Genomic DNA, 25012 nt, shown 5'->3' with positions numbered 1-25012 from the left:
AAGCTTCTAACCATCCTGAATGCCATGATGCGCGACCGAAAACCTTATGCGATCACTCCATCAACATAACAGTTGCCTGCGCAAGGCCGGGACGACACCGAAAGGTGCGGCGGGCGACACGGGCAAAGGAGGCCCATCTTGGTTGAGCGATGCTCGCGAAAGGCCAGGGGCGATGCCTCCCCGAACGACCGCCCTCGATCCGTAAAAACTCGGATCAAAACCTAAATATCAATAATTATCAACGGCTTGTGACTGTCATCCGACTGTCATCGAACCTTTATAAAAGCCACACTGAGGCCCCGTAAAGCGGCCGGGGAAGCGCAATCGGGCGCAGATGGCGCTTCGCTTCCCAAGCATGGAGACCAGCTATGAATTTCATCAAAGCTATCGTCGCTGCCGGCTTGGTCGCCGCATCGACGTCGGCGTTCGCTGCCGACATCACCGGTGCGGGCGCGACGTTCCCGTTCCCGATCTATTCCAAGTGGGCCGACGCCTACAAGAAGGAGACCGGCAACGGTCTGAACTATCAGTCGATCGGCTCCGGCGGCGGCATCAAGCAGATCCAGGCCAAGACCGTGACCTTCGGCGCCACCGACGCGCCGCTCAAGGCCGAGCAGCTCGAGAAGGACGGCCTGGTGCAGTGGCCGATGGTGATGGGCGGCATCGTGCCCGTCGTCAACCTCGAGGGCGTGAAGCCGGGCGAGATGGTGCTGGACGGCGAGACGCTCGCCAACATCTATCTGGGCAAGATCACCAAGTGGGATGACGCCGCGATCAAGAAGCTGAACCCCAACGTCAAGCTGCCGTCCGACGCGATTGCCGTGGTGCGCCGCTCCGACGGTTCGGGCACGACCTTCAACTTCACCTACTACCTCTCCGAGGTGAGCGCCGACTGGAAGAGCAAGATCGGCTTCAACACCGCCGTCGAGTGGCCGGTCGGTGTCGGCGCCAAGGGCAATGAGGGTGTGTCCGGTAACATCGGCCAGACCAAGAACTCGATCGGCTATGTCGAGTACGCCTATGCCAAGCAGAACAAGCTCACCTACACCGGCATGATCAACAAGGCCGGCAAGACCGTGCAGCCGACCGTCGAGGCCTTCCAGGCCGCGGCCGCGAATGCCGACTGGGCCAAGGCCCCCGGCTACTACGTGATCCTCGCCAACCAGCCCGGCGACAAGTCCTGGCCGATGACGGCGGCGACTTTCATCCTGATGCACAAGGAGCCGGCCGACAAGGCGGCGTCCGGCGAAGCCATCAAGTTCTTCAAGTGGTCGTTCGAGAAGGGCGCCAAGATGGCTGAGGAGCTCGACTACATCCCGATGCCCGACAGCGTCGTGAAGCTGATCGAGAAGACCTGGTCGGCCGACATCAAGAGCTGAGCTGGACGTATCGAAAATCCCCCTCTCCCGGCCCTCCGGGGGAGGGGCGCTACCGGGGTTGAGGCGTGTCCAAGGAACAGGGGGCAGAATTGGCAGAGATGGCGGTTCAGACCGAAGTCAGCGATATCGCGGCTGCTGCCGGCCCCTATGACCGGGCACGCGCGCTCAGCGCCTTCAAGCTCGGCGACGTGACCTTCTATTGGATCACGCGGCTGTCCGCGATCTCCGTCCTGTTGATCCTGGGCGGCATCATCCTGTCGCTCATCGTCGGCGCATGGCCGGCCATGAGAGAATATGGCTTCGAATTCCTGTGGACGCGGCGCTGGGCGCCGTCGGCCGATCCGCCGGTGCTCGGGGCGCTCGGCCCGATCTACGGCACCTTGGTCACGTCCTTCATCGCGATGCTGATCGCCATTCCGGTCGGTCTGGGCATTGCGATCTTCCTCACCGAGCTGTGCCCGCAATGGCTGCGCCGTCCGATCGGACTTGCCATCGAGCTGCTCGCCGGCATTCCTTCGATCATCTACGGCATGTGGGGCTTCTTCGTGCTGGGGCCGTTCCTGGCCTATACGTTCCAGCCGTTCATGATCAATCTCTGCGCCGGCATCCCCGTGCTGCAGGACATCTTCGCGGGTCCGCCGTCCTATCTCAGCCTGTTCAACGCCTCGCTGATCCTGGCGATCATGGTGCTGCCGTTCATCACCTCGATCTCGGTCGACGTGTTCAAGACCGTCCCGCCGGTGCTGAAGGAAGCCGCCTACGGCGTCGGCTGCACCACCTGGGAGGTCGTGCGCAGCGTCGTCATTCCCTACACCCGTGTCGGCGTGATCGGCGGCGTCATGCTGGCGCTGGGACGTGCGCTCGGCGAAACGATGGCGGTGACCTTCATCATCGGCAACTCGTTCCGTATCTCATCCTCGATCTTCGCACCGGGCACCACGATCTCGGCCGCCATCGCCTCCGAATTCCAGGAGAGCGACGGGCTGCACCAGTCGAGCCTGATCCTGCTCGGCCTGCTGCTGTTCGTGCTCACGTTCTTCGTGCTGGCGAGCGCGCGGCTGATGCTCATGCGGCTCGAAGCCAAGGCGGGAAAATAAGCCATGTCCAGCGCTGACACGCTTACACTCGATGCGCCGGTCAATCCGATCTATGCGCGCCGGCGCCGCAGAGACATCGTGATCCGCGGCCTCTGCGTCGCCGCCGCGATGTTCGGCGTCACCTGGCTGGCGCTGATCCTGTTCACGCTGTTCTATAACGGACTCGCCGGCCTCAGCCTGCAGGTTTTTGCCGCCGACACGCCACCGCCCGGCTCCAGCGAAGGCGGCCTGCGCAACGCCATCGTCGGCTCCTTGATCATGACGATCATCGGCGTCGGCATCGGCGCGCCGCTCGGCCTGTTTGCCGGCACCTATCTCGCCGAATACGGCCGCAACGACCGCCTGACCTCTGTGATCCGCTTCATCAACGACATCCTGCTGTCGGCGCCCTCGATCATCATCGGCCTGTTCATCTACGGCGCGGTGGTGGTGCCGATGGGCGGCTTCTCGGCGCTGGCGGGCTCGCTGGCGCTGGCGGTCATCGTCATCCCCGTGGTGCTGCGCACCACCGAGGACATGCTGCTGCTGGTGCCCAATCCGCTGCGCGAGGCGGCTTCCGCGCTCGGCCTGCCGCGGTCGTTGGTGATCCGCCGCATCGCCTATCGCGCGGCGCGCTCGGGCCTCATCACCGGCGTGCTGCTGGCGACCGCCCGCGTCGCCGGCGAGACCGCGCCCTTGCTGTTCACCGCGCTGTCGAACCAGTTCTGGAGCCTCAACCTCTCCAAGACGATGGCCAATCTGCCCGTCACCATCAACAACTTCGTTCAGAGCCCTTATGCCTATTGGAAGCAGCTGGCCTGGAGCGGAGCCCTTCTGATCACTCTGGCCGTGCTCGCCCTGAACATCGGTGCACGCATTCTCGGCGCCGAGAGGAACACCAAATGACCGAACTGTCCGTCTCCGTCAGTCAGCCCAATCACGCTCTTCACGGCAAGGCGCTTCCGGATGCGCCGGCCAAGGTGACTGCGCGCAACCTGAACTTCTACTACGGCGACCATCACGCGCTGAAGAACATCAACCTGTCGCTGGGCACCAACCGCGTCACCGCGTTCATCGGCCCGTCCGGCTGCGGCAAGTCGACGCTGCTGCGCATCTTCAACCGGATGTACGATCTCTATCCGGGGCAGCGGGCGACCGGGCAGCTGATGCTCGACAACACCAACATCCTCGATCCCAAGCTCGATCTGAACCTGCTGCGTGCCCGGGTCGGCATGGTGTTCCAGAAGCCGACGCCGTTCCCGATGACAATCTACGAGAACATCGCCTTCGGCATCCGGCTCTATGAGAAGATCTCCAAGTCGGAGATGGACGACCGGGTCGAGAAGGCGCTGCGCGGCGGCGCGCTGTGGAACGAGGTCAAGGACAAGCTCAACGCCTCGGGCCTGTCGCTGTCCGGCGGCCAGCAGCAGCGGCTGTGCATCGCGCGTACCGTGGCGGTCCGGCCGGAGGTGATCCTGTTCGACGAGCCGTGCTCGGCGCTCGATCCGATCTCGACCGCCAAGGTCGAGGAGCTGATCCAGGAACTCGCCGAAAACTATACGATCGCCATCGTGACGCATAACATGCAGCAGGCGGCGCGCGTCTCCGACAAGACCGCCTTCATGTATCTCGGCGAGCTGATCGAGTTCGACGACACCAGCAAGATCTTCACCTCGCCGAGTGATCGGCGGACCCAGGATTACATCACCGGCCGGTTCGGCTGACGCCGACGACATTGTCTTCAGGAGATCATCATGGCCAGTGAACATACCGCCAAGGCGTTCGACAGCGATCTGCAGGACCTCACCCGTCTGGTATCGGAGATGGGCGGCCTCGCGGAGCGGCTGATCGTCGATTCCGTCGATGCGCTGGTGCGGCGCGACATCGCGCTCGGCCAGAAGGTGGTCGCCACCGACGCCGAGGTCGACAAGCTGCAGCGCATCATCGAGGAGCGCGCCGTTCTTACCATCGCCCGGCGACAGCCGATGGCGGTCGACCTGCGTGAGATCGTCGGCGCGATGCGCGTGGCGACCGATCTGGAGCGCATCGGCGATCTCGCCAAGAACATCGGCAAGCGCGTCGCGGCGCTGGAGAGCGACTTCCATCCGCTGAAGCTGATCCGCGGGCTCGAGCACATGACCGATCTCGTGCAGTCGCAGGTCAAGACGGTGCTGGACGCCTATGCCGCGCACGATTTGCCGGCGGCGATGACGGTGTGGAAGGGCGATGAGGAAGTCGATGCCATCTGCACCTCGCTGTTCCGCGAGCTCCTGACCTACATGATGGAGGATCCGCGCAACATCTCGTTCTGCATCCACCTGATGTTCTGCGCCAAGAATATCGAGCGCATCGGCGATCACGCGACCAACATCGCCGAGACGGTGTTCTATATGATCGAAGGCCAGCAGATCATGGACAAGCGCCCGAAGGGCGACATGACGAGCTTCGCATCGACGATCCCCGGCAACTGAGAGAGACGGTTCAGACATGGGCGCCCGAATTCTGGTGGTGGAGGACGAGGAGGCGCTGACGACGCTGCTGCGCTACAACCTCGAGGCCGAAGGCTACGAGGTCGAGACCGTGGCGCGCGGCGACGAAGCCGACACGCGCTTGAAGGAGCGTGTTCCCGATCTCGTCGTGCTCGACTGGATGCTGCCGGGCCTGTCCGGCATCGAGCTGTGCCGCCGCCTGCGGGCGCGGACCGAGACCCGGCAGTTGCCGATCATCATGCTCACCGCACGCGGCGAGGAGAGCGAGCGCGTGCGCGGCCTCGCGACCGGCGCCGACGACTACATCGTCAAGCCGTTCTCGGTGCCGGAGCTCCTGGCGCGGGTGAAAGGCCTGCTGAGGCGGGCGAGTCCGGAGCGGCTGGCGACCGTGCTGTCCTATGGCGACATCGAGCTCGACCGCGAGAAACGCCGCGTGGCGCGCTCTGGTAGGCCGATCGATCTCGGTCCGACCGAATACCGCCTGCTCGAGTTCTTCCTGGAGCATCCCGGCCGCGTGTTCAGCCGCGAGCAGCTGCTCGACAGTGTCTGGGGCCGCGACATCTACATCGACGAGCGCACCGTCGACGTCCATATCGGCCGCCTGCGCAAGCTGCTCAATCCCGGCCGCGAGCAGGACCCGATCCGCACCGTGCGCGGCGCCGGTTATGCGCTCGATGATCGCTTCGCCAAGAGCGAGCAGGTGTAAGGGGCGATCCGGCGCGTGGACGAAGCAGGTGTGAGGCGCGAGGCGGCCCGATTGAGGAGATCGCGGTCCGCTTTCCGCCACGCCGCCGCCGTCTTGATCGTGTCTGCTTCGTGGCCCGTCACGATGTTTCGGTCCCAGCGGACGCCCTTGATCAAGACCATCATCATATCTCTTGCCGTGCTGCTCGGCGGCGCGGCGGGCGCCACGGCCGCCGAGCTCGAAGACGCGGTCGCGGCGGCAGGCAACGGGCAGCATGCGGCGGCGATGCGACGGCTGCTGCCGCTGGCCGCCAAGGGCGATGCGCGGGCGCAGTTCGACGTCGGCTTCATGCACGCCTTCGGCTGGGGCCAACCGCGCAACCCCGCCGAGGCGCTGGCGTGGTACCGCAAGGCCGCCGATCAGGGGCTCGCCGTCGCGCAACACTATCTCGGCATCGCCTACGTCAATGGCGAAGGTGTTGCGAGCAATTACGGCGAAGCCGGCCGCTGGTTCAGCCGCGCCGCGGCGCAGGGCTTCGCCCAGTCGCAATACATGCTCGGCCTGATGCTGCTCGACGGCCGCGGTGTGAAACAGGACGTCGTGCAGGGCTATGCCTGGCTGGTGATGGCGGGCCGTAGCGGCGTGCGATCGGCCGGCCGCGACGTGCAGCGGGTCAAGTTGACCGAGCCGCAGCGCGTCCAGGCCCAGAGTGCCATTGCGGCCTGGCGGCCGAAGCCGGAATCGGCGGAGGCCGGCATCGCCGCTCCGCGTCCGGAGCAACTGCTCGGGCTCGACCGCCACATCGGCGAGGTCGTCGATCCCACCTCGTGGCCGGCGTCGTCGATCGGCGTCGTCACCGTCGCGCAATACTCGACCGGCGGCTGGTGCACCGGCACGCTGGTCGCGCCGCGCGTCGTGCTCACCGCGGCGCATTGCGTGTTCAACGGCGTGGCGCAGGTCAGCCCCGGCAACGTCCGCTTCCTGGCCGGCATGAACAGGGGCACGCCGGCGGCATCGTCGGTCGCCGACAAGCTGATCGTGGCGCCCGATTTCGTCCCGACCCGGCACGACAGGTGGTCGCTCGACCGCTCGCCCGCCGATTGGGCGTTGATCGTGCTGAAGGACGCGCTGCCGTCGAAGCCGGTTGAGGTCAGGGCGCTGACGCGCGAGGAATTGCAGGCTGCGACCACGGCCGGAACCATCTCCGAGATCGGCTATGGCCAGGAGCGGCGCTATTCGCCGACCGGCCAGCGCAATTGCAGCGCCGGCATGACCAAGGACGGGATGCTGCTGACGGTGCATTGCCTCGCCAATTTCGGCTATTCGGGCTCCCCCATCATGGCCGAAGTCGGCGGACAGCCGGCCGTGGTCGGCATCTTCTCGGCGTTCCACGAGGAGACCCGGCTGATGTTCGCAGCCCCCGCGAGCCAGTTCGAGGCGGTCGTGCGGCGCGAGATCACGGCACAGAGTGCCTCGATGCGGTGAGCGAAGGAGGGGCGAGAGAAGAGGATGTCCCGCCGCTGGTCATGATCTGTGCGTGACTGGATAGCGGGTTGCCAAGCAAGAGGGCAATCCGGGAAGGGCCGCCCACGTTTTCCCGCAGCTTTTGCCTGCAGCGGGGGGCTTTACCGAACTGGCCTGGCTCTTGCTATAGTCCGAGTATGACGATTGTTCAAATTGATCATCCTCGTGCCCCTCGGCTGCTGTGGTGGCGATCGCAGCCCGGCCGCAACGTTGCGCTCGTCGGCGGGCTGGTCGCCGCCAACGCGCTCGCCTGGGCCTGGGCGTTCGCGCTCTACGCCGACCGGCCCGCCATCGTCGGCACCGCGATGCTGGCCTGGCTGCTCGGACTGCGCCATGCGGTCGATGCGGATCACATCGCGGCGATCGACAACGTCGTGCGGAAGCTGGTGCAGGACGGTAGCGCCCCGCGCGCCGCCGGCCTCTATTTTGCGCTCGGCCATTCCAGCGTCGTCGTCATCGCCACCATCGTCGTGAGCCTCATCGCCGGCGCCGACCTCTTGGATGAAGAGAGCGCGATCAGGGCGATCGGCGGCGTCATCGGCACGTCGGTGTCGGCCGGCTTCCTGCTGCTGATCGCGTTGGCGAACCTCATTCTGTTCGTGAACCTCTGGCGCCGCGCCGCACAGCCGCAGTCCGAGATGGAAACCGCCGGAAGCTCTGGACGGGGCATCCTCATCCGCCTGCTGCGCCCGGTGCTCCGCCTGGTGGGACGCGCCTGGCACATGTATCCGCTCGGTTTCCTGTTCGGTCTCGGCTTCGACACTGCGAGCGAGATCGGGCTTCTCAGCCTGTCGGCAACCGAGGCAGCGCGCGGCGCGAGCCTCGCCCATGTGCTGGTGTTTCCGGCGCTGTTCGCGGCTGCGATGGCCACCGTCGACACCGCCGACAGCATGCTGATGGCGGGCGCCTATCGCTGGGCGCTGACCGATCCCGCACGCAAGCTGCGCTATAACCTCGTGATCACCGGCGCATCGGTTGCCATCGCGCTGGTGATCGGCGGCTTCGAGGCGATCACGCTGTTGGCGCCGCGGCTTGGCCTGACCGGGGGATGGACGGGGGTCGCCACCGCGCTGGGCGACGATGTCGCCAATCTCGGGATCGTCGCGATTGGCCTGTTCGGACTGATCTGGGCGGTCGCCATGCTGCTCGGTCGCAGCCAGCGCGGTTCCGAGGCTATCCCCGGGGAAGCGCTTGCCAGTGTTCATGCGGGGGCGCTAAACCCGCCGGTGATACGAAGCGGAACGCTTAAGACGGGCTAGGAGCGGGGCCTTATGATGGTCGGCTCTGAGGGAACGATCAGGATGCTATGGCTGCAGGGTGCGAGCTGCGGCGGCTGCACGATGTCGATCCTGGAAAGCGGCGCGTCCGGCTGGTTCGACGAGCTGCGCCAATCCGGCATCGATCTGGTATGGCATCCCTCCGTCAGCGAGCAGACCGGAGACGAGGTGGTGGAGCTGTTGGAGGCGATCCGCGACGGTCGCGAGCGGCTCGATCTGCTGGTGCTCGAAGGCTCGGTGGCGCGCGGACCTGGCCTGACCGGCCGCTTCAACATGCTCGCCGGCACCAACCGCTCGATCTATCACTGGCTGCTCGATCTGGCGCCGCTGGCCGACTACGTCGTTGCCGTCGGCAGTTGCGCCGCCTATGGCGGCATTCCTGCTGCCGGCATCAACCCGACCGATGCGGTCGGATTGCAGTTCGAGGGCAGCGACATCGGCGGCGCGCTCGGCGCGGGCTTCCGCTCGAAACGCGGGCTGCCGGTGATCAACGTCGCAGGCTGTGCGCCGCATCCGGGTTGGATGATGGAAAGCCTGCTGGCGCTCACCTCGGGCGATCTGTCGGCAGACGGCCTCGACGCAGTCGGCCGTCCGACCTTCATCGCCAATCACCTGGCGCATCACGGCTGCTCGCGCAACGAGTTCTACGAGTTCAAGGCGAGCGCGGAGACGATGTCGGAGCGCGGCTGCCTGATGGAGCATCTCGGCTGCCGCGCGACGCAAGCGGTCGGCGACTGCAATCAGCGCTCGTGGAACGGCGGCGGCTCCTGCACCAAGGGCGGCTACGCCTGCATCGCCTGCACCTCGCCGGGCTTCGAGAGCGCGCAGAACTATCTGCAGACGGCCAAGCTCGCCGGCATTCCCGTGGGGCTTCCGACCGACATGCCCAAGGCCTGGTTCGTCGCGCTCGCAGCGCTGTCGAAATCGGCCACGCCGCGTCGCGTCCGAGTCAATGCGACGGCGGATCATGTCGTGGTGCCGCCGGGCCGTGCCGGCGACAAGCGCCGTCCATGACGCGGATCACGGTCGGACCGTTCAATCGTGTCGAAGGCGATCTCGAGGTCAGGCTCGATATCGAGAGCGGTCGCGTCACGAGGGCGGAGGTGACGGCGCCGCTCTATCGCGGCTTCGAGCAGATCCTGGAGGGGCGGCCGTCGCTGGACGCCCTGGTGATCGCACCGCGAATCTGCGGCATCTGCTCGGTGTCGCAATCGATCGCCGCCGCCGCGGCGTTGCGCCAGGCCATGGGTATTGCGGCAGCGCCAAACGGCGTCCTCGCGGCCAACATCGCGCACGCGGCCGAGAACGCAGCCGACCATCTGACGCATTTCTACATCTTCTTCATGCCGGACTTCGCCCGCGACGTCTACGCCTCGCATGCCTGGCATTCGGCTACGGCCGAGCGCTTCGCGGCGACGAAGGGCAGCACGGCCCGCGATGCGTTGCCTGCCCGCGCGCGACTGCTCGAGATCATGGGCCTGATCGCCGGCAAATGGCCGCACAGTCTCGCCTTCCAGCCAGGCGGGACGACGCGCGCGATCGAGCTCGGCGAGCGCGTGCGGCTCAACGCGATCGCGGCGTCGTTTCGCGGTTTCCTTGAACGCGTCGTGTTTGCCGACAAGCTGGAGAACGTGCTCGCCTTGTCGACATCGGACGAGCTCGACCGTTGGCGGGAGGGCCGCGCCGGCGACTTCGCGTATTTCCTTCGGCTGGCCGATGCGCTCGCGCTGGCCGACCTCGGCAGCGGGCCTGGTCTCTTGATGAGCTTCGGCGCGTATCACGATTTGAATGGCGCTCGTTTTCGCGCTGGTGTCCGCACGAGCAGCGGCGAGGTCCACGCTTTGCCGTCGGACGGCATCACCGAGGACGTCTCGCACGCCTGGATGCACGATACGTCGCTCGATCCGGCCGAGAGCCGCACCGTGCCCGATGCCGACAAAGCCGACGCCTATAGCTGGTGCAAGGCGCCGCGTCTTGCGGGAGAACCGGTCGAGGTCGGCGCTCTCGCAAGGCAGGCCATCGACGGTCAGCCGTTGATCACCGCGCTGCTCGCGAGCGGTCGCAGCAATGTCCGCAATCGTGTCATCGCCCGGCTGATCGAAACTGCGCGACTCGCGCTGTCGATCGAGCACTGGATCAAGGGGCTGCGTCTCAACGAGCCGTTCTGCGACAACAGCGCCAGCGCGGCCGACGGCAATTTCGTCGGGCTCGTGGAAGCGGCGCGCGGCAGCCTCGGCCACTGGCTCGCGGTGCGCTCCGGCCGGATCGAGCGCTATCAGATCATCGCGCCGACGAGCTGGAATTTCTCTCCGCGCGACGCGGTTGGGGTGGCGGGCCCGCTCGAACAGGCGCTGGTCGGCACCGAGGTCGGCACCGCCGGCGCGCGTGCGGTCGGCATTCAGCACGTCGTGCGATCGTTCGATCCCTGCATGGTCTGCACGGCCCATTGAGCGCGCTGCACACAGGCAGGCAGCAAGCGGAAACAAGCTTGTCGGTGCAAAGCGCGTGATTTCCGATTGGCGCGCGCGATCCGCCTTCCAAGGATCCACGACCGCGGCCTCGCTGCTGCAAGCATCTGGAATCATTATGATTCAAATCCAGCAATGATGCTGGCCCGCATCTTGCTGTCCTTCTCGTCAGAACGCGATCAGATGATCGCCAACGCGATGTCAGGGGGAGGACTCATGGGCGCGGCAACGGAAACTTTTTACAGCGTCATCAGGCGTCAGGGCATCACGCGGCGCAGCTTTCACAAGTTCTGCAGCTTGACCGCAACGAGCCTCGGCCTCGGGCCGCTCGCGGCCAGCCGCATCGCCAACGCGCTCGAAACCAAGCCGCGCACGCCGGTGATCTGGATGCACGGGCTCGAATGCACGTGCTGCTCGGAGAGCTTCATCCGCTCGGCGCATCCGCTGGTGAAGGATGCCGTGCTGTCGATGATCTCGCTCGACTATGACGACACCATCATGGCTGCGGCCGGCCACCAGGCGGAGGCCATCCTCGAAGAGACGCGCGCGAAGTACAAGGGGCAGTACATTCTTGCAGTCGAGGGCAATCCGCCGCTGAACGAGGGCGGCATGTTCTGCATCGACGGCGGCAAGCCGTTCGTCGAGAAGCTCAAGATGATGGCCGAGGACGCCATGGCGATCATCGCCTGGGGCGCCTGCGCGTCCTGGGGCTGCGTGCAGGCGGCGAAGCCGAATCCGACGCAGGCGACGCCGATCGACAAGGTCATCACCAACAAGCCGATCATCAAGGTGCCGGGCTGCCCGCCGATCGCCGAGGTCATGACCGGCGTCGTCACCTTCATCACCACGTTCGGCAAGCTGCCCGAGCTCGACCGCCAGGGCCGGCCGAAGATGTTCTACTCACAGCGTATCCACGACAAGTGCTATCGCCGACCGCATTTCGACGCCGGCCAGTTCGTCGAGGAGTGGGACGACGAGGCCGCGCGCAAGGGCTACTGCCTCTACAAGATGGGCTGCAAGGGTCCGACCACCTACAACGCCTGCTCGACGGTGCGCTGGAACGGCGGCGTGTCGTTCCCGATCCAGTCCGGTCACGGCTGCATCGGCTGCTCGGAGGACGGCTTCTGGGACAAGGGCTCGTTCTACGACCGCCTCACCAACATCAAGCAGTTCGGCATCGAGCACAACGCCGACCAGGTCGGCATGGTGGCCGCGGGCACGGTGGGCGCAGCGGTTGCGGCGCACGCGGCGGTGACGGCCGTGAAGCGGCTCGCCGGCAAGCGCGACGACGCCAAGCAAGATCATTAATCGAATTCAGGGCAGGCAACGATGGGCATCCAGACTCCCAACGGCTTCAATCTCGACAATTCCGGCAAGCGCGTCGTCGTCGATCCGCTGACGCGCATCGAGGGCCATCTGCGCGTCGAGGTGAATGTCGATTCCAATAACGTGATCCGCAACGCGGTCTCGACCGGCACCATGTGGCGCGGCATCGAGACCATCCTGCGGAACCGCGATCCGCGCGACGCCTGGGCCTTCACCGAGCGGATCTGCGGCGTCTGCACCGGCACGCACGCGCTGACCTCGGTCCGCGCGGTCGAGAACGCGCTGGGGATCATGATCCCCGATAATGCCAACTCGATCCGCAATATCATGCAGCTCTGTCTGCAGGTGCACGATCACCTCGTGCACTTCTATCATCTGCATGCGCTCGACTGGGTCGATGTGGTCTCGGCGCTCAAGGCCGATCCAAAGGCGACCTCGGCGCTGGCGCAGTCGGTCTCGGACTGGCCGCTGTCCTCGCCGGGCTATTTCAAGGACCTGCAGATCCGGCTGACCAAGTTCGTCGAGTCCGGTCAGCTCGGTCCGTTCAAGAACGCCTATTGGGGTCATGCGGCCTACAAGCTGCCGCCGGAGGCGAACCTGATGGCGGTGGCGCACTATCTGGAAGCGCTCGACTTCCAGAAGGAGATCGTCAAGATCCACACCATCTACGGCGGCAAGAACCCGCATCCGAACTGGCTGGTCGGCGGCGTGCCGTGTGCGATCAATGTCGACGGCACCGGCGCGGTCGGTGCGATCAACATGGAGCGGCTGAACCTCGTCTCCTCGATCATCGATCGCTCGATCGAGTTCGTGCAGAAGGTCTATCTGCCCGACGTGGCGGCGATCGGCTCCTTCTACAAGGACTGGCTCTATGGCGGCGGTCTCTCCGGCAAGAACGTGATGTCCTACGGCGACATTCCGGAGAATGCGAACGATTATTCAGGGAAGAATCTCAAGCTGCCGCGTGGCGTGATCCTCAACGGGAATCTGAACGAGATCCTGCCGATCGATCACGGCGACCCCGAGCAGATCCAGGAGTTCGTCACCCACTCCTGGTACAAATATCCCGACGAGAGCAAGGGGCTGCATCCCTGGGACGGCGTCACTGAGCCGAACTACCAGCTGGGCCCCAACGCCAAGGGCACCAAGACGGACATCAAGGAGCTCGACGAGGGCGGAAAATATTCCTGGATCAAGGCGCCGCGCTGGCGCGGTAACGCGGTCGAGGTCGGACCGCTGGCGCGCTACATCATCGGTTATGCGCAAGGGCGACCGGAGTTCAAGGAGCCGACCGACAGGCTTCTGAAGACGCTGAACCTGCCGGTCACAGCGCTGTTCTCCACGCTTGGCCGCACCGCGGCACGGGCGCTGGAATGCGAATGGGCGGCGAACCAGATGCGCTACTTCCAGGACAAGTTGGTGGCACGCATCAAGGCCGGCGATTCCTCGACCGCGAACATCGAGAAGTGGAAGCCGGAGAGCTGGCCGAAGGAGGCCAAGGGCTACGGCTTCACCGAGGCGCCGCGCGGCGCGCTGGCGCACTGGATCAAGATCAAGGACACCAAGATCGACAACTACCAGTGTGTCGTGCCGACGACCTGGAACGGCTCGCCGCGCGATCCCAAGGGCAATATCGGCGCCTTCGAGGCCTCCCTGATGGATACGCCGATGGCGGATCCGGAGAAGCCGCTGGAGATCCTGCGCACGATCCATTCGTTCGATCCGTGCCTCGCGTGCTCGACCCACGTGATGAGCCCGGACGGCCAGCAAATGGCGACGGTCACGGTCAGGTAGTGGGAGACGCACCATGATGGATGCCATTGCACGTCCCGCCGAGGCAGAGCCCAACCTTGCGGCGATCGCGGCCGACGCCGCCGGTGAACACGCGGTCGGCCGGCCCACGGTCTATGTGTACGAAGCACCGGTGCGCATCTGCCATTGGGTGAATGCGTTCGCGATCGTCGTGCTGATGATCACCGGCTATCTGATCGGGACTCCGCTCCCCAGCGTCGAAGGCGAGGCGTCGGCGAATTTCGTGATGGGCTACATCCGCTTTGCCCATTTCGCGGCCGGACAGGTGCTGGCGGTGTTCTTCCTTGCCCGCATCTTCTGGGCCTTCGTCGGCAACCACCATTCCCGGCAGATCTTCTACATTCCGGTGCACCGCAAGCAGTTCTGGAAGGAGGTGCTGCACGAGATCCGCTGGTACGCTTTCCTCGAGCGTGAGCCGAAGATGTATGTCGGCCATAATCCCCTGGCGCAGACAGCCATGTTTACCGGCTTCACGCTGTTCGTGACCTTCATGATCATCACCGGCTTTGCGCTCTATTCGGAAGGCACCGGCATCGACAGTTGGCAGCACAAATTGTTCGGTTGGGTGTTCGCGATCTGGCCGAACAGCCAGGACGTCCACACCTGGCATCATCTCGGGATGTGGGCGCTGGTCACCTTCGTGATGGTACACGTCTATGCCGCCATTCGCGAAGACATCATGTCACGTCAGAGCATCATCTCCTCGATGATCTCGGGCGAGCGACAGTTCCGCGAGTAGCAGGGGGAGCCGGCATGGTCGATGAGCGCGGGCGCGATCGCATTCTGGTGCTCGGGATCGGCAACATTCTCTGGGCGGACGAAGGCTTTGGCGTGCGGGTGGTGGAGGAATTCCACCGCCGCTTCACCGTGCCCGACAACGTCACGATCCTCGATGGCGGCACGCAGGGGCTTTACCTCGTCAACTATGTCGAGGAAGCTGACGGCCTGATCGTGTTCGACGCCATCGACTATGGCCTGGTGCCGGGCGAGCTCAAGCTCGTCCGCGACGACGAGGTGCCGCGCTTCACCGGCGCCAAGAAGATGAGCCTGCACCAGACGGGCTTTCAGGAAGTACTGAGCGCGGCTGACCTGCTCGGCCGCTATCCGCAGCGGCTTGCGCTGATCGGCTGCCAGCCGCTCGACCTCGAGGATTGGGGCGGTCCGCTGACGGCGCCGGTTCGTGCGCAGATCGCGCCGGCGATCGAGCTGGCCTGCACCCTCCTGGCGGAATGGGGCTCGCCGGCCGTGTCGCGGCGTGAACCGCTCGCCGGCGACGAACGCCTGCTCGCGAACGACATCGACCATCATAGCTACGAGCTGCGGGCGCGCCCGGCCGATTGACCGCGCCGCGAGGGAATCCGCCATGTGTCTTGGCCTGCCGATGACAATCCTTGAGACCGATGGCGTCTCGGCGCTGTGCAGCTTCGACGGCGAGGAGCGCCGCGTCTCGGTGTTGCTGCTGTCGAACCCGCCGGTGGGGGCCAAGGTGCTCGTCTATATCGACAACGCCGTTCGCTTGCTCGATGACGAAGAGGCGCGGCTGATCGGCGAGGCGCTGCGCGGCCTGCAGGCGGCCGTGAACGGCGAGAATTGCGACGACTTCTTCGCGGATCTGATCGGGCGCGAGCCGGAGCTTCCGGAGCATTTGCGGTAGCGGCGTCATGCCCTCAGGCGTCGCCAAATTGCTGATAATGAGATTTCCATCTATGAAGTAAGTTTGCAGGCTTTCCCTGGAAAGCATCTTTCCGATTTCTTACGCATCTCTTAGTTGCAATAAAAATTGAATGTATTTCAATGTCTTGAGCATTCCTGGCCCGGCGTGGGTGTCTGGCACGTCGATTGCTGATCATGGGGAATATGGCAACGATAACTGGTCAGGGAGAAACACCGATGGAAATGCAGCAGCGTGACCCCGCGCGCGCGCGAGGCGGGTTGCCGGAGGTCGATACCGGCACCGTCGATGCCTTTCTCTCCGAGGCTGATTGCGCCGGGCTTGTCGCCGTGCTGCTGTCGGCCGGGGATCCCGCGCGGTTTCCAGAGGCACTGGACGTGGCCATCGTGCTGCCGGAGCTGATCACGGCGTTTCAGGGCCGGCTGCGCGGCGCGGTCGTCGCGCGCGAAGCGGAGGCCGAGATCGGGGCGCGATTCGGCGTGCGTGTGCAGCCGAGCCTGATCCTGTGCCGCGGGGGAGAGACGCTCGGCCTGATCGCCAAGATCCAGGACTGGTCGGTTTATGTCGATCGCATCTCGCGGCTGATCGACCGGCCGCAGGGCGCGACGGCGGCGGTCGTTGCCAGCATCGTCCCAGTCCATCAGCCTGCGGGAGTCGAGCGATGAAGCCGGGATTCTGGATCGCGCCTGAAGGAGCCGAGGAGCCGGTCAACATCTTTCCGATCGGCGAAGAGGCGCTCGATACCTCACACAAGGGGCTGACCGCCTCCGGAGCGCTGGCCAAGCTGGCCTCGCTCGACTCGGAGGCGCTGGCGCGGAGCTGTCCGCGCGCGGTCGAACTGCTGTCGACGATTGCATCCGCCACCGCGGCGCAGACGGCCGGCGCACCGACGCAATTATTCCGTCTCGAAGGCCTCAACGATCTCGAGCGGCGGCTGATCGACGACGTGCTGGGCGAGGGCGAGGTTGCGGGCGTCGTGGCTCTTCCCGACGGGACGCTGGCCCAGATCCAGGAATCGGTGCTCGCCGGCATCTGGCGGGTGCGGCTGGAAGCGGATGAGCGCCACGACTACATCGAAGTCGGCGCCGTGCCGGAGATCGTGTCGCGCGCGGCCGCCGACCTGACCGCAAATGACATCGCGATCGGACCGGTGCCCGAGGGCACGATGAACGCGCTGCCGGTGCTCGCCGAGATCCGCGAGCGCGCGCTGTCCTGGCGACCGGGCCAGCGCTCGCAGACCATCAACTTCACGCTGCTGCCGATGAGCCCGGCCGACATGAGCTTCATGCAGCAGACGCTCGGCAACGGCCCGATCCAGTTGATGTCGCGCGGCTACGGCACCTGCCGCGTGCTCGCGACCGGCATCCGCCATGTCTGGTCGGTGCAATTCTTCAACGCCATGGATACGATCATTCTCGACACCCTCGAAGTCGGCGGCGTGCCGGTGGTCGCGCTCGCTGCAGCCGAGGATTTCGAGGATTCGGCCGAGCGCCTGACCCAGATCATCGAGGCCTATTTCACATGAACGGCGGCTTCGAGAATTACGGTGTCCGCAGCGATCTCGCTGATGACGCGCTGTTGGAGTGCGGCATCTGCTGGACGCGCTACGACCCGGCCGAAGGTGATGGCGTCGCCCAGATTGCGCCGGGCACGCCGTTCGCGGCGCTGCCGGACGACTGGCATTGCCCGAACTGCGACGCGCCGAAGACCAAGTTCATGGTGGTCGAGCAATGAGCGCGGACGCGCAGGGCAGGTCTGACGTCACGCCGGTCGCGTGGGGCGAGCGTCTCGCCGGCGTCTATCGTGGGATCGGCGCGCGTGCGATGCGCGAGCTGCCGATCTATCACCACGCGCTCGACGTCGAGGCGATCGGATTTTCGGTGGTTGAGGGCCGCATCCTCGGCATCGTCGTCACGCCCTGGTTCATGAACCTGGTCACTCCGGCCGCCCAGGGCTCCGCGGGATCCGTCGTCAAGATCGTGCTTCCGGCCGGCTCGTTCGAGTTCACGATCGGCGATATCGCCGGGATCGGGCGGATCGCGAGCTGCTCGCTGTTCTCGCCGATGTTCGAGTTCGCGGACATGGCCGCGGCGCGTGCGGCGGCGGAGGCCGCGCTGGCCGCGCTGATGGCGGCACCTGAGGACGAGGCGTTGTCCGAACGCGCCGCGAAGGCGTCGAGCACGATCGATCGCCGCGCGTTCCTGCGCGGCACCCTCTCCGAGGGCCGCGCATGACCCTCGGCTTTCGCAACCGCATCGACGTGACGCTGTCGGTCGCCGATCGGCGGATCGCAGGCGTCGACATTCAGCCGCGCACGCGGCCGCCGCTGGGACGGCTGTTCGCCGGCAAGCCGGCCGAGATGCTGCTTGCGGCCCTGCCGCGGCTGTTCTCGCTGTGCGCCGGTGCGCATCAGGTCGCGCTGCTCTCGGCGCTGGAAGCGGCGCGCGGCGAGCAGGCGAAGCCGTCGACGCGTCATCGTCGGATCGAGGCCGTGCTGACGGAACGCTTCGCCGAACTCATGCGCGGTCTGCTGATCGCTTCAATGGCGGACAATCGTAGTGCTGCGCAGCCGGTTCAACGGCTCTTGCAGGCGATCGCGGCGCTACAGACGCATTCCGGCGTCTCGCAGCAATCTCGCGCTGCAACCTTGTCTCAGATCAAGACGGGCATGGTGGCTCTGGGCATAGGCTTGCCAGGGGAACCGGTTCTGCCGGGAACTCTGCTTGCATCGATGATGGACGCGGCCCGGAAGGCCGCCGATGATGGAGGATGGAGGCACATGCCGGCCGAGCACGGCATCCTGTCGGCCGCCGATGATGGCGCCATCGTCGCGCAATTGATCGACGTGGGATCTGCCTTTGCTGAGGCTCCCGAGCTCGACGGCCGCGTTCCGGAGACCGGAGTCTGGGCCCGCTATGCGGAGCGCCATCAATTGGCATCGGCTGGTCCCGTCGAACGCCTCTCAGCCAAGATCGCTGAGATTGCTGAGCTGTTCCGCTGGATCGAGACCGGCGAGGCGGAGGACCAGGCGGCCGACCCGCATGCCGTCGCAAGCTACGCGCTCGGGTCGCGGCGCGGTGCCGCCGCAGTCGAATGCGCGCGCGGCCGGCTGCATCACGCGATCGAGCTGGATGCGCACGGCGCGGTCTCGCGTTTCGAGTATCTGGCGCCGACGGAATGGAATTTTCACCCGCGCGGTCCTGTCGTGAGGAGCCTCACGGGGGTTGCGCTGCGCGGCACCGTCGATCGCCAGGCCATCCATACGATGGTCGGATCGTTCGATCCCTGCGTCGGCTATCACCTGGCGTTCCGGGGGATGGCCGATGCATGAGATGGCGCTGTGCGAAGGCATCGTCGAGATCGTCGAGCAGGAGGCACGTAAGGGCGCCTTCTCCACGGTGAAGACCGTGTGGTTGGAGATCGGTGCGCTCAGCCATGTCGCGCCGGAGGCGCTGCGATTCTGTTTCGAGGCGGTGACCGCGAAAACCCTGTTGCACGGGGCAGCGCTCGAGATCATCGAACAGCCGGGCACGGCATGGTGCCTGGGCTGCTCGCGCGGCGTCGAGATCAGTCAACGCTATCAGTCTTGTCCGGCCTGCGGCAGTCATCAGCTGCAGGTCACGGGCGGTGAGGACATGCGGGTCAAGGAGCTGGAGGTCGAGTAATGTGCACGGTGTGTGGCTGCAGCGACGGCAAGCCCTCCGTCGAATCCGGTGATCATCATCACGATCACGGTAAGCATCATCAGGCTCATGGACACGATCACAGCCATGATCAGTCCGGACATCATCACTATCACGGCCATCATCATCATGATCATGTTCACGAGCATGGTCACCATCACGATGATGACCCGCATGATCACGGTCGCGCGCATGATCATCAACATGATCATGCTGCCGACCACGTCGACTGTTCGGCCAATCCGGCCGGGCAGGAGGTTGCCGGCCTCTCCAGCGGGCGCATCATCCAGATCGAACGCGACATTCTCGGCAAGAACAACCGGCTCGCGGCAGAAAACCGCGCGCGCTTCGCCGCGCATGACGTGCTGGCATTCAACTTCGTTTCCAGCCCGGGCGCCGGCAAGACCTCGCTGCTGGTCCGCGCCGTCTCCGATCTCAAGCAGAGTCGGCCCGTCGCGGTGATCGAGGGCGACCAGCAGACCTCCAACGATGCCGAGCGCATCCGCGCCACCGGCGTGCCGGCGATCCAGATCAACACCGGCAAGGGCTGTCATCTCGACGCGGCCATGGTCGGCGAAGCCTTTGGCCGGCTGCCGTCACTGCGCGGCGGGCTGCTGTTCATCGAGAATGTCGGCAACCTCGTATGTCCGGCCGCCTTCGATCTCGGCGAGGCCTGCAAGATCGTCGTGTTCTCGACCACCGAGGGCGAGGACAAACCGCTCAAATATCCCGACATGTTTGCAGCGTCATCGCTGATGCTCATCAACAAGATCGATCTGGCGCCGGTGCTCGATTTCGATCTTGCGCAGACGATCGAATATGCCCGCCGAGTCAATCCGAAGATCGAGGTACTGACGATCTCCGCGAAGACAGGCGAGGGCCTTTCGGCGTTCTACGCCTGGATCAGGAAGCAGTCTGAGCGGATGCGGGCGGGCGCAGCGAACGCGGTGCGGGGATGAGCACGCCCGGCCGGACATCGGCGGCGAACCATACGTGCCTCCGGCTCCGCGTCCGCGGGGCCGTGCAGGGCGTCGGCTTTCGTCCCTATGTCCATGGTCTGGCAACCCGCCATCGGCTCGGCGGCTTCGTCGCCAACGATGCTGATGGCGTGCTGATCGAGGTCGAGGGCGACGAGGTCGCCGAATTCGTCGAGGCTCTGCCGCGGCAGACACCGCCGCTGGCGCGCATCGACGACATCGCCGTCGAGCCGATCGCGGCCGGTACCGGCACGGGCTTCCGGATCGCCGGGAGCGTGGGCGGGCGCGTCACGACGCGGATCGTGCCGGACGCAGCCACCTGTGCCGCATGCCTGGCCGAGCTGTTCGATCCCGGCAGCCGCTTCCATCTCTATCCTTTTGTCAACTGCACCCATTGCGGCCCCCGTTTCACCATCGCCGAGCGCCTGCCTTACGATCGCGTGTCCACGGCGATGAAGCACTTTCCGATGTGTGAGGCGTGCCGGTCCGACTACGAAGATCCTGCAGGGCGCCGCTTTCATGCCGAGGCGATCTCGTGTCCGCGCTGCGGTCCGCGGCTCAGCCATGGCATCGATGATATCGCAGCCGCGCTCGCGAGTGGCAGGATCGTCGCCATCAAGGGTCTCGGCGGCTATCAGCTGCTCTGTGACGCCCAGGATGAACAGGCGGTCCGGCGGCTGCGCGCGCGTAAGCAGCGCGACGGCAAGCCGTTTGCCGTGATGTTGGCCACGGCCGACGCCGCAACTGAGATTGCCGAGATCGATGCGCCTGAGCGCGCGCAGCTGGAGCGGGTGGCGCGGCCGATCGTGCTGTTGCGCTCACGCCAGCGTGTTGCGTCCTCGGTCGCACCAGGCCTCGCAAAGATCGGGGTGATGCTGCCGGTCGCTCCGCTGCATCATCTGATCTTCCATGCGCTGGAGGCGGGCCGCCGCGCGGCTGCCGACGGACCATGGGCGCTGGTCTGCACCAGCGCCAATCCGAGCGGGGAGCCGCTGCTGACCGACAACGCCGAGGCGCTCGCGGATCTTGCCGACATTGCGGACCTGATCGTCACCCACGACCGGGACATCGTCATCCGCGCCGACGATTCCGTGCTTGCCGTCGTGGCCGGCGTTCCCCGCTTCGTCAGGCGTGCGCGCGGCTATGTTCCGGAGCCGATCCGGCTCGCGCGCACCATGCCGCCGGTGCTCGCGGTCGGCGCTCACCTGAAGGCGACGGTCACGGTGACGCGCGGCAACGAGGCGTTCGTGTCGCAGCATCTCGGTGATCTCGACACGGCGGCCGCGATCCGCTTCTTCGAGGAGGCGATTGCGCATCTCACCGCCATCCTCGATGTCCAGCCGGTCGCGATCGCGCATGACCTGCATCCGGACATGGCGTCGACGCGGTTCGCGCAGGCACGAGGTCTGCCGACGCTGCCGGTGCAGCATCACCAGGCGCATGCGGCCTCCGTCATGGCCGAGCATGGCGTGACCAGTCCCGCTCTCGCGCTGGTGCTGGATGGCTACGGCTATGGCAGCGACGGCGGAGCCTGGGGCGGTGAGTTGCTGTCGTGCGACGGCGCGGGCTTCCGGCGCCTCGGCCATCTCGCTCCGTTGAAGATGCCGGGCGGGGACCGGGCCGCACGGGAGCCGTGGCGGATGGCGGCTTCCGTGCTGCACGACATCGGTCGCGGTGACGAGATCGGGCATCGTTTCTCGGCCCAGCCACAGTCGCGCAACATCTCCATGCTGCTGGATCGTGCCGATGCTCCAGTCACCACCAGCGCCGGCCGGCTGTTCGATGCCGTGGCCGGACTGCTCGGTGTCAGCGCGGTGCAGAGCTACGAAGGCGAGGCGGCCATGAAGCTGGAAGCGCTGGTGCGCGAACCCGCGGCGCTGGAGCGCGGCTGGACCATTGCCGATGGCGTGCTGTCGCTGCGGCCGCTGCTCGCGCATCTGATCGCGCGTGATCTCGACGCCGTCGAAGCGGCGGGGCTGTTTCACGGCACGTTGGCCGCGGCCTGCGTCGACTGGATCGTGAGAGCCTCGCGTGCGACCGGCATCGGTACGATCGTGCTGAGCGGCGGCTGTTTTCTCAATGCGCATCTGGCCGAACAGATCGTGCGCGGCTGCCGGTCCGCAGGCCTCGATCCGCTGCTGCCGCGCCGGCTGCCGCCCAATGATGGCGGCCTCAGCCTCGGACAGGCCTGGGTGGCCGGTCTGCATCTCGCACAAAACAACATGATGTCTGGAGGGACCGTCTGATGTGCCTGGCCATTCCTGCCGAGGTGATCAAGCTCTTGGCCGATGACATGGCGATCGTCTCGATCGACGGCGTCAGCAAGGAGGTCTCGGTCGCGCTGATCGAGGAGATCGCCGTCGGCGACTACGTCATTCTCCATGTCGGCCATGCGCTGGCCAAGATCGATCCGGAGGAGGCGCGCGAGACGCTCGACCTGCTCCGGCAGATGGGCGAGGCTGTGGCGGAGGTCAGGCCATGAAATATGCCGACGAGTTTCGCGACAAGGAGTTGGCGACAGGTCTTGCGCGCGCCATCCGCGCCAAGGCCGATCCGGCGCGCGCCTATCGCTTCATGGAGTTCTGCGGCGGACATACCCATGCGATCGCGCGCTATGGCCTCGAGGACATGCTGCCCGACAATGTGCGCATGATCCATGGCCCCGGCTGTCCGGTCTGCGTGCTGCCCGCCGGGCGCATCGACATGGCGACCGCGCTGGCCGAACGGGCCGAGGTCATCCTCTGCGTTTATGGCGACCTGATGCGCGTGCCGGGCTCGCGCGGGTCCTCGCTGCTCAAGGCGAAAGCGCGCGGCGCCGACGTCCGCATGGTGTATTCGACGCTGGATGCGATCGCGCTGGCCGAGCAGAATCCTGGTCGCGAGGTGGTGTTCTTCGCCATCGGCTTCGAGACCACGACGCCGCCGACCGCCGTGATGATCCGGGCCGCCGAGAAGAAGCAGCTGTCGAACTTCACCGTGTTCTGCAACCACGTGCTGACCCCGCCGGCGATGCGCGCGATCCTCGACAGCGACAATCCTGTCGAGATCGACGGCTTCGTCGGACCGGCACATGTCTCGACCGTGATCGGCACCGAGCCCTACGCGCCGTTCGCGCGCGATGACGGCAAGCCCGTCGTGATCGCAGGCTTCGAGCCGCTCGACATGATGCAGGCGATCCTGATGCTGATCGAGCAGGTCAATGACGGCCGCCACGAGGTGGAGAACCAGTACCGTCGCGCCGTCACCGCCAGCGGCAACCAGCGCGCCATCCGCGAGGTCGCCGAGATCTTCGAACTGCGCGACCAGTTCGAATGGCGCGGCCTCGGCAGCATTCCGGCGAGCGCATTGAAACTGCGGCCCGCCTTCGCGCATCTCGACGCCGAGCTGCGCTTTGCCATGTCCGAGCTGGTTGTGGCCGACAATCCGGCCTGCGAATGTCCGGCCATTCTGCGCGGCCTGAAGAAGCCGGTGGACTGCCGGCTGTTCGGCACCGCCTGCACGCCGGAGACGCCGATCGGCTCCTGCATGGTGTCGTCGGAAGGTGCCTGCGCGGCGCATTGGACCTATGGCCGCTTCCGCGACCATCAGCGGAGGCTTGCATCATGAGCATGCATCAGCGCCGGCTCGACATGAAGAACGGCTGCGTCGATCTCTCGCATGGCGCCGGCGGTCGCGCGATGGCGCAACTGATTGCCGGCCTGTTCCACGAGGCGTTCGGCAATGAATGGCTGGCGCGTGGCAACGACCAGTCGGCGTTCGACGTCGCCGCCGGCCGCATGGTGATGACGACCGACGGCTATGTGGTCTCGCCGCTGTTCTTCCCCGGCGGCAATATCGGCTCGCTGGCGGTGCACGGCACGGTCAACGACATCGCCATGGCCGGCGCCAGGCCGCTGTATCTGTCGGCGAGCTTCATCATCGAGGAGGGGTTTGCGTTTTCCGACCTGAAACGGATCGCCGATGCGATGGGCGAGGCGGCGCGCGAGGCGGGCATTGCGATCATCACCGGCGACACCAAGGTGGTCGAGCGCGGCAAGGCGGATGGCGTGTTCATTTCCACCGCCGGCGTCGGCGTGCTGCCGGACGGCCTCGATCTCTCGGCCGACAAGGCCAGGCCCGGCGACCGCGTGCTGTTGTCCGGCAGCCTCGGTGATCACGGCGTGGCGATCATGTCGCGGCGGCAGAACCTCACCTTCGACACCGAGATCATCTCCGACTCGGCCTCGCTGCACGGGCTCGTCGCCGACATGGTTGCAGCCGGCGGCGCCGGCATCCGGCTGATGCGCGATCCCACGCGCGGCGGGGTTGCGGCCACGATGAACGAGATCGCGCAGCAGTCCAATCTCGGCTTCCGTCTGCAGGAGGAAGCGATTCCGGTGAAGCCTGCGGTCGCTGCCGCCTGCGAGCTGCTCGGGCTCGATCCGCTCCACGTCGCCAATGAGGGCAAGCTCGTCGCGATCGTCGCGCCGGAGCTGGCCGGCGCCGTGCTCGCCGCCATGAGGGCGCATCCGCTCGGCCGCGATGCGGCTGACGTCGGCGAAGCGGTGGCCGATGATCACCGCTTCGTCCAGATGGCGACGAGCTTCGGCGGCGGCCGTATCGTCGACTGGCTGTCCGGCGAGCAGTTGCCGCGGATCTGCTGAG

Annotated in this window: 26 protein-coding genes; all 26 read left to right on the top strand. The window is 65.8% G+C overall.

Going from position 1 to position 25012, the window contains the following annotated elements; all coding sequences use genetic code 11:
• The first annotated feature begins 368 nt into the window (after positions 1 to 368).
• The 26 genes from pstS to hypE all read left to right on the top strand — a co-directional run bounded on the left by pstS (position 369) and on the right by hypE (position 25011).
• Entirely contained in the window at positions 369 to 1379 is a 1011-nt protein-coding gene (gene pstS, locus QW863_RS26790; RefSeq protein WP_315713508.1) for a phosphate ABC transporter substrate-binding protein PstS, read from the top strand.
• A 98-nt stretch (positions 1380 to 1477) separates the two neighbouring features.
• A complete protein-coding gene (pstC, locus tag QW863_RS26785) occupies positions 1478 to 2476 on the top strand; it encodes a phosphate ABC transporter permease subunit PstC (RefSeq protein ID WP_315713507.1) in 999 nt (332 codons plus the stop codon).
• Between the two features lie 3 nt (positions 2477 to 2479).
• Positions 2480 to 3361 (top strand): phosphate ABC transporter permease PstA, encoded by an 882-nt coding sequence (gene pstA, locus QW863_RS26780; protein ID WP_315713506.1) that lies wholly within the window; start codon positions 2480 to 2482, stop codon positions 3359 to 3361.
• Positions 3358 to 4179 carry a phosphate ABC transporter ATP-binding protein PstB gene (pstB, locus tag QW863_RS26775; protein WP_315713505.1) on the top strand — a complete coding sequence of 274 codons (822 nt, stop codon included), beginning with the start codon at positions 3358 to 3360 and terminating at the stop codon, positions 4177 to 4179. Before pstA ends, pstB begins: the two co-directional genes overlap by 4 nt.
• 30 nt (positions 4180 to 4209) lie before the next feature.
• Entirely contained in the window at positions 4210 to 4926 is a 717-nt protein-coding gene (gene phoU, locus QW863_RS26770) for a phosphate signaling complex protein PhoU (protein ID WP_315713504.1), read from the top strand.
• A 16-nt stretch (positions 4927 to 4942) separates the two neighbouring features.
• Positions 4943 to 5650, top strand: coding sequence for a phosphate regulon transcriptional regulator PhoB (gene phoB / locus QW863_RS26765; protein ID WP_315713503.1), 708 nt, complete (start codon positions 4943 to 4945; stop codon positions 5648 to 5650).
• A 147-nt stretch (positions 5651 to 5797) separates the two neighbouring features.
• Positions 5798 to 7114 carry a trypsin-like serine protease gene (locus tag QW863_RS26760; RefSeq protein ID WP_315769243.1) on the top strand — a complete coding sequence of 439 codons (1317 nt, stop codon included), beginning with the start codon at positions 5798 to 5800 and terminating at the stop codon, positions 7112 to 7114.
• 176 nt (positions 7115 to 7290) lie between these two features.
• Positions 7291 to 8412, top strand: coding sequence for a HoxN/HupN/NixA family nickel/cobalt transporter (locus QW863_RS26755; RefSeq protein ID WP_315752367.1), 1122 nt, complete (start codon positions 7291 to 7293; stop codon positions 8410 to 8412).
• Positions 8413 to 8427: 15 nt separating this feature from the next.
• Entirely contained in the window at positions 8428 to 9444 is a 1017-nt protein-coding gene (locus QW863_RS26750) for a HupU protein (protein WP_315752484.1), read from the top strand.
• Positions 9441 to 10880, top strand: coding sequence for a nickel-dependent hydrogenase large subunit (locus QW863_RS26745; protein WP_315769241.1), 1440 nt, complete (start codon positions 9441 to 9443; stop codon positions 10878 to 10880). Before QW863_RS26750 ends, QW863_RS26745 begins: the two co-directional genes overlap by 4 nt.
• Positions 10881 to 11114: 234 nt before the next feature.
• Positions 11115 to 12206 (top strand): hydrogenase small subunit, encoded by a 1092-nt coding sequence (locus QW863_RS26740; RefSeq protein WP_315713499.1) that lies wholly within the window; start codon positions 11115 to 11117, stop codon positions 12204 to 12206.
• Between the two features lie 21 nt (positions 12207 to 12227).
• Positions 12228 to 14018, top strand: a complete 1791-nt coding sequence (locus tag QW863_RS26735) for a nickel-dependent hydrogenase large subunit (RefSeq protein ID WP_315713498.1) — start codon at positions 12228 to 12230, stop codon at positions 14016 to 14018.
• A gap of 13 nt (positions 14019 to 14031) precedes the next feature.
• Entirely contained in the window at positions 14032 to 14775 is a 744-nt protein-coding gene (gene cybH, locus QW863_RS26730) for a Ni/Fe-hydrogenase, b-type cytochrome subunit (protein WP_315752369.1), read from the top strand.
• A 14-nt stretch (positions 14776 to 14789) separates the two neighbouring features.
• Positions 14790 to 15377: a HyaD/HybD family hydrogenase maturation endopeptidase gene (locus QW863_RS26725; RefSeq protein ID WP_315752370.1), complete on the top strand. Its 588-nt coding sequence runs from the start codon at positions 14790 to 14792 to the stop codon at positions 15375 to 15377.
• Between the two features lie 22 nt (positions 15378 to 15399).
• Complete coding sequence (locus QW863_RS26720; protein ID WP_315736711.1) at positions 15400 to 15690, top strand: HypC/HybG/HupF family hydrogenase formation chaperone; 291 nt, start codon at positions 15400 to 15402, stop codon at positions 15688 to 15690.
• 236 nt (positions 15691 to 15926) lie between these two features.
• Positions 15927 to 16373, top strand: coding sequence for a hydrogenase accessory protein (locus QW863_RS26715; protein ID WP_315769264.1), 447 nt, complete (start codon positions 15927 to 15929; stop codon positions 16371 to 16373).
• The gene (locus QW863_RS26710; RefSeq protein WP_315769239.1) at positions 16370 to 17233 is read left to right on the top strand and encodes a hydrogenase expression/formation protein; all 864 of its coding nucleotides are present in this window, start codon (positions 16370 to 16372) and stop codon (positions 17231 to 17233) included. Before QW863_RS26715 ends, QW863_RS26710 begins: the two co-directional genes overlap by 4 nt.
• The gene (locus tag QW863_RS26705; RefSeq protein ID WP_315769236.1) at positions 17230 to 17442 is read left to right on the top strand and encodes a rubredoxin; all 213 of its coding nucleotides are present in this window, start codon (positions 17230 to 17232) and stop codon (positions 17440 to 17442) included. Before QW863_RS26710 ends, QW863_RS26705 begins: the two co-directional genes overlap by 4 nt.
• The gene (gene hybE, locus QW863_RS26700; protein ID WP_315769234.1) at positions 17439 to 17942 is read left to right on the top strand and encodes a [NiFe]-hydrogenase assembly chaperone HybE; all 504 of its coding nucleotides are present in this window, start codon (positions 17439 to 17441) and stop codon (positions 17940 to 17942) included. The genes QW863_RS26705 and hybE overlap by 4 nt, the downstream gene beginning before the upstream one ends.
• Positions 17939 to 19039: a nickel-dependent hydrogenase large subunit gene (locus QW863_RS26695; RefSeq protein WP_315769233.1), complete on the top strand. Its 1101-nt coding sequence runs from the start codon at positions 17939 to 17941 to the stop codon at positions 19037 to 19039. Before hybE ends, QW863_RS26695 begins: the two co-directional genes overlap by 4 nt.
• A complete protein-coding gene (gene hypA, locus QW863_RS26690; RefSeq protein ID WP_315752375.1) occupies positions 19032 to 19373 on the top strand; it encodes a hydrogenase maturation nickel metallochaperone HypA in 342 nt (113 codons plus the stop codon). Before QW863_RS26695 ends, hypA begins: the two co-directional genes overlap by 8 nt.
• A complete protein-coding gene (hypB, locus tag QW863_RS26685) occupies positions 19373 to 20350 on the top strand; it encodes a hydrogenase nickel incorporation protein HypB (protein WP_315769231.1) in 978 nt (325 codons plus the stop codon). Before hypA ends, hypB begins: the two co-directional genes overlap by 1 nt.
• Positions 20347 to 22614: a carbamoyltransferase HypF gene (hypF, locus tag QW863_RS26680; RefSeq protein ID WP_315769229.1), complete on the top strand. Its 2268-nt coding sequence runs from the start codon at positions 20347 to 20349 to the stop codon at positions 22612 to 22614. Before hypB ends, hypF begins: the two co-directional genes overlap by 4 nt.
• Entirely contained in the window at positions 22614 to 22850 is a 237-nt protein-coding gene (locus QW863_RS26675) for a HypC/HybG/HupF family hydrogenase formation chaperone (RefSeq protein ID WP_315754994.1), read from the top strand. Before hypF ends, QW863_RS26675 begins: the two co-directional genes overlap by 1 nt.
• Entirely contained in the window at positions 22847 to 23974 is a 1128-nt protein-coding gene (gene hypD, locus QW863_RS26670) for a hydrogenase formation protein HypD (RefSeq protein ID WP_315769226.1), read from the top strand. Before QW863_RS26675 ends, hypD begins: the two co-directional genes overlap by 4 nt.
• Positions 23971 to 25011 (top strand): hydrogenase expression/formation protein HypE, encoded by a 1041-nt coding sequence (gene hypE, locus QW863_RS26665; protein ID WP_315769224.1) that lies wholly within the window; start codon positions 23971 to 23973, stop codon positions 25009 to 25011. The genes hypD and hypE overlap by 4 nt, the downstream gene beginning before the upstream one ends.
• The last annotated feature ends 1 nt before the right edge of the window (position 25012 follow it).

Source organism: Bradyrhizobium sp. SZCCHNR1017 (assembly GCF_032381375.1).
In the GTDB taxonomy this organism is placed as follows: domain Bacteria; phylum Pseudomonadota; class Alphaproteobacteria; order Rhizobiales; family Xanthobacteraceae; genus Bradyrhizobium.
This window is presented reverse-complemented; position numbering and strand designations above follow the sequence as displayed.

Bases quoted from the DNA above. Each gene is read 5' to 3' on its own strand.
- hybE (WP_315769234.1), top strand. From the start codon at position 17,439: ATGAGCGCGGACGCGCAGGGCAGGTCTGACGTCACGCCGGTCGCGTGG.
- phoB (WP_315713503.1), top strand. From the start codon at position 4,943: ATGGGCGCCCGAATTCTGGTGGTGGAGGACGAGGAGGCGCTGACGACG.
- pstC (WP_315713507.1), top strand. From the start codon at position 1,478: ATGGCGGTTCAGACCGAAGTCAGCGATATCGCGGCTGCTGCCGGCCCC.
- QW863_RS26735 (WP_315713498.1), top strand. From the start codon at position 12,228: ATGGGCATCCAGACTCCCAACGGCTTCAATCTCGACAATTCCGGCAAG.
- phoU (WP_315713504.1), top strand. From the start codon at position 4,210: ATGGCCAGTGAACATACCGCCAAGGCGTTCGACAGCGATCTGCAGGAC.
- QW863_RS26740 (WP_315713499.1), top strand. From the start codon at position 11,115: ATGGGCGCGGCAACGGAAACTTTTTACAGCGTCATCAGGCGTCAGGGC.
- pstS (WP_315713508.1), top strand. From the start codon at position 369: ATGAATTTCATCAAAGCTATCGTCGCTGCCGGCTTGGTCGCCGCATCG.
- QW863_RS26750 (WP_315752484.1), top strand. From the start codon at position 8,428: ATGGTCGGCTCTGAGGGAACGATCAGGATGCTATGGCTGCAGGGTGCG.
- QW863_RS26710 (WP_315769239.1), top strand. From the start codon at position 16,370: ATGAAGCCGGGATTCTGGATCGCGCCTGAAGGAGCCGAGGAGCCGGTC.
- QW863_RS26745 (WP_315769241.1), top strand. From the start codon at position 9,441: ATGACGCGGATCACGGTCGGACCGTTCAATCGTGTCGAAGGCGATCTC.
- QW863_RS26725 (WP_315752370.1), top strand. From the start codon at position 14,790: ATGGTCGATGAGCGCGGGCGCGATCGCATTCTGGTGCTCGGGATCGGC.
- QW863_RS26720 (WP_315736711.1), top strand. From the start codon at position 15,400: ATGTGTCTTGGCCTGCCGATGACAATCCTTGAGACCGATGGCGTCTCG.
- hypF (WP_315769229.1), top strand. From the start codon at position 20,347: ATGAGCACGCCCGGCCGGACATCGGCGGCGAACCATACGTGCCTCCGG.
- pstB (WP_315713505.1), top strand. From the start codon at position 3,358: ATGACCGAACTGTCCGTCTCCGTCAGTCAGCCCAATCACGCTCTTCAC.
- hypA (WP_315752375.1), top strand. From the start codon at position 19,032: ATGCATGAGATGGCGCTGTGCGAAGGCATCGTCGAGATCGTCGAGCAG.
- QW863_RS26695 (WP_315769233.1), top strand. From the start codon at position 17,939: ATGACCCTCGGCTTTCGCAACCGCATCGACGTGACGCTGTCGGTCGCC.
- cybH (WP_315752369.1), top strand. From the start codon at position 14,032: ATGATGGATGCCATTGCACGTCCCGCCGAGGCAGAGCCCAACCTTGCG.
- QW863_RS26755 (WP_315752367.1), top strand. From the start codon at position 7,291: ATGACGATTGTTCAAATTGATCATCCTCGTGCCCCTCGGCTGCTGTGG.
- QW863_RS26705 (WP_315769236.1), top strand. From the start codon at position 17,230: ATGAACGGCGGCTTCGAGAATTACGGTGTCCGCAGCGATCTCGCTGAT.
- hypE (WP_315769224.1), top strand. From the start codon at position 23,971: ATGAGCATGCATCAGCGCCGGCTCGACATGAAGAACGGCTGCGTCGAT.
- QW863_RS26715 (WP_315769264.1), top strand. From the start codon at position 15,927: ATGGAAATGCAGCAGCGTGACCCCGCGCGCGCGCGAGGCGGGTTGCCG.
- QW863_RS26675 (WP_315754994.1), top strand. From the start codon at position 22,614: ATGTGCCTGGCCATTCCTGCCGAGGTGATCAAGCTCTTGGCCGATGAC.
- pstA (WP_315713506.1), top strand. From the start codon at position 2,480: ATGTCCAGCGCTGACACGCTTACACTCGATGCGCCGGTCAATCCGATC.
- hypB (WP_315769231.1), top strand. From the start codon at position 19,373: ATGTGCACGGTGTGTGGCTGCAGCGACGGCAAGCCCTCCGTCGAATCC.
- hypD (WP_315769226.1), top strand. From the start codon at position 22,847: ATGAAATATGCCGACGAGTTTCGCGACAAGGAGTTGGCGACAGGTCTT.